Annotated in this window: 4 protein-coding genes; all 4 read left to right on the top strand. The window is 64.0% G+C overall.

What is annotated here, in order from left to right; genetic code table 11:
• Positions 1-294, top strand: a 294-nt coding sequence (locus Q8K99_02810; GenBank protein ID MDP2181483.1) for an ATP-binding protein, incomplete at its 5' end; no start/stop codon positions are given.
• Positions 294-956: a response regulator transcription factor gene (locus Q8K99_02805; protein MDP2181482.1), complete on the top strand. Its 663-nt coding sequence runs from the start codon at positions 294-296 to the stop codon at positions 954-956. The genes Q8K99_02810 and Q8K99_02805, both read left to right, overlap by 1 nt.
• A 235-nt stretch (positions 957-1191) precedes the next feature.
• The gene (locus Q8K99_02800) at positions 1192-1371 is read left to right on the top strand and encodes a Flp family type IVb pilin (protein MDP2181481.1); all 180 of its coding nucleotides are present in this window, start codon (positions 1192-1194) and stop codon (positions 1369-1371) included.
• Positions 1372-1464: 93 nt separating this feature from the next.
• Positions 1465-1723 (top strand): TadE/TadG family type IV pilus assembly protein (locus Q8K99_02795; protein MDP2181480.1); only part of this gene is annotated, 259 nt, incomplete at its 3' end.

Raw genomic sequence — 1723 nt, 5'->3', positions numbered from 1 at the left:
GAGTCGTGCCTCTACCGCATCGCGAAAGAGGCGGTCTCCAATGTTGTTCGCCACGCGGGGGCACAGGAGTTCTGCGTCGACATCGTCTACGGCGACGGCGTCGTTTGCCTCACGGTGCACGACAACGGACGGGGATTCTCTCCCGCCGAGGCAGCCGACATCCACGGCCGCGATGGCATGGGACTTCTCAGCATGGAGCAGCGGGTCACGCGCGAGGGCGGGTATCTCATGATCAAGAGCGAGCTTGGTTCGGGAACCACCGTCGAGGTCGAGTTGCCGCTAGGGAGGGTCTGATGAAGAAGATCCGCGTCTTCGTCGCCGACGATCACGAGCTCGTACGCTATGCGCTTCGCACGCTCTTCGAGAACGAGGACGACATGGAGGTGGTCGGCGAGGGTTTCGACACGCAGTCGGCTCTCGACGGCGCCTGTGAGGCGAAACCCGACGTGCTCCTGCTCGACTTGCGCATGCCAGGCGGGGGCGGTGCCGTAGTGTGCCGACGCGTCAAGGAGAAGTGCCCTGAAGTCGAGGTACTGGTCCTCACGAGCTTCGACGAGGACGACGAGGTCTTCGCGGTGCTCGACGCGGGCGCCGGCGGTTACATCCTCAAAGACACTCGTCCCGACAAGGTGGTCACGGCGGTGAGAGCACTCGCAGACGGTCAGGCCGTCTTCGACTCGTCGGTCGCGACGCGCGTCATCAGCGGCCGGTCGTCTGTTGGCCCCAACAGCGGGGACGGCGAGTTCGGCTCGCTGTCCGACCGCGAGGTCGAGGTTCTCAGGCTCATGGCGAAGGGTTTCTCCAACAAGGAGATCGGCCGTGCGCTCTGGATCGGCGAGACCACGGTCAAGACGCACGTGAGCCACATCCTGCGCAAACTCGGACAGAATGACCGCACCCAAGCGGTGCTGGCCGCCGTGCAGGCGGGCATCGTGGAGCTGCCGGGCAGGAAGTGACCGCGGCGCCCCGCCTTTCCCCACTCCGCGAGAATCTCACATCGTCCTCGGGTATGAGATGACCCCTCATACCATCGTGCCCCCCCAAACACTCCTATGGCCGATGGAAACCACGACCCGACAAGGGCAACTATTCTATGTACGAAAAGGTCGGCGCGCCGGCATCACGTCCGGAACACGCGGCGGCGAACCACAGGGGGGCCAGAGGGGCCTCTCGAAAGGGAGGTGTTTCGGAATGTTGACCAAGATGTATGTCCGCTTCCAGACCGCACTCGCATCTGATGAGGGCGCGACGGCCTTGGAGTACGGGGTACTCGCGGTGTTCATCGCTCTGGCGATCGTCGCCGGCGTGACCGTTTTCGGTACTGCGCTGAGCAGCTTCTTCAGCGGCTTGATCGGCAGGTTCCCGCTGTAAGGTGTCGAAGCGGGTCTGCGGTTCATGAGTGCCATCAGAGTGGCGGGACTGGAAGATCGCAGTCCCGCCACTCTGCAGTCTGGAGGAAGCCAGATGGCGAGAGTGGAGCATCGCGGGGAACACGGCGCAGCCGCACTCGAGTTCGCGGTTGTCCTGCCCGTGCTCCTGACGCTGCTGTTCGGCATGTTGGAGTTCGGATTCATGTTCCAGGCCCAGCTCGCGGTGACACACGCGGCGCGCGAGAGCGCACGTTTGGCTTCTGTGCAGAACGGTGTCTTGTGGAACGCTGCTACGGTCGTGAATCGCGCCTATCCGCTGAAGGCCCCGGCGCTGACGACTCCGCCCCCGGTAG

The organism is Actinomycetota bacterium, from assembly GCA_030682655.1.
Lineage (GTDB): Bacteria > Actinomycetota > Coriobacteriia > Anaerosomatales > JAUXNU01 > JAUXNU01.
The sequence above is the reverse complement of the archived record's forward strand: the minus strand, read 5'-3'. Positions and strand labels throughout refer to the sequence as shown.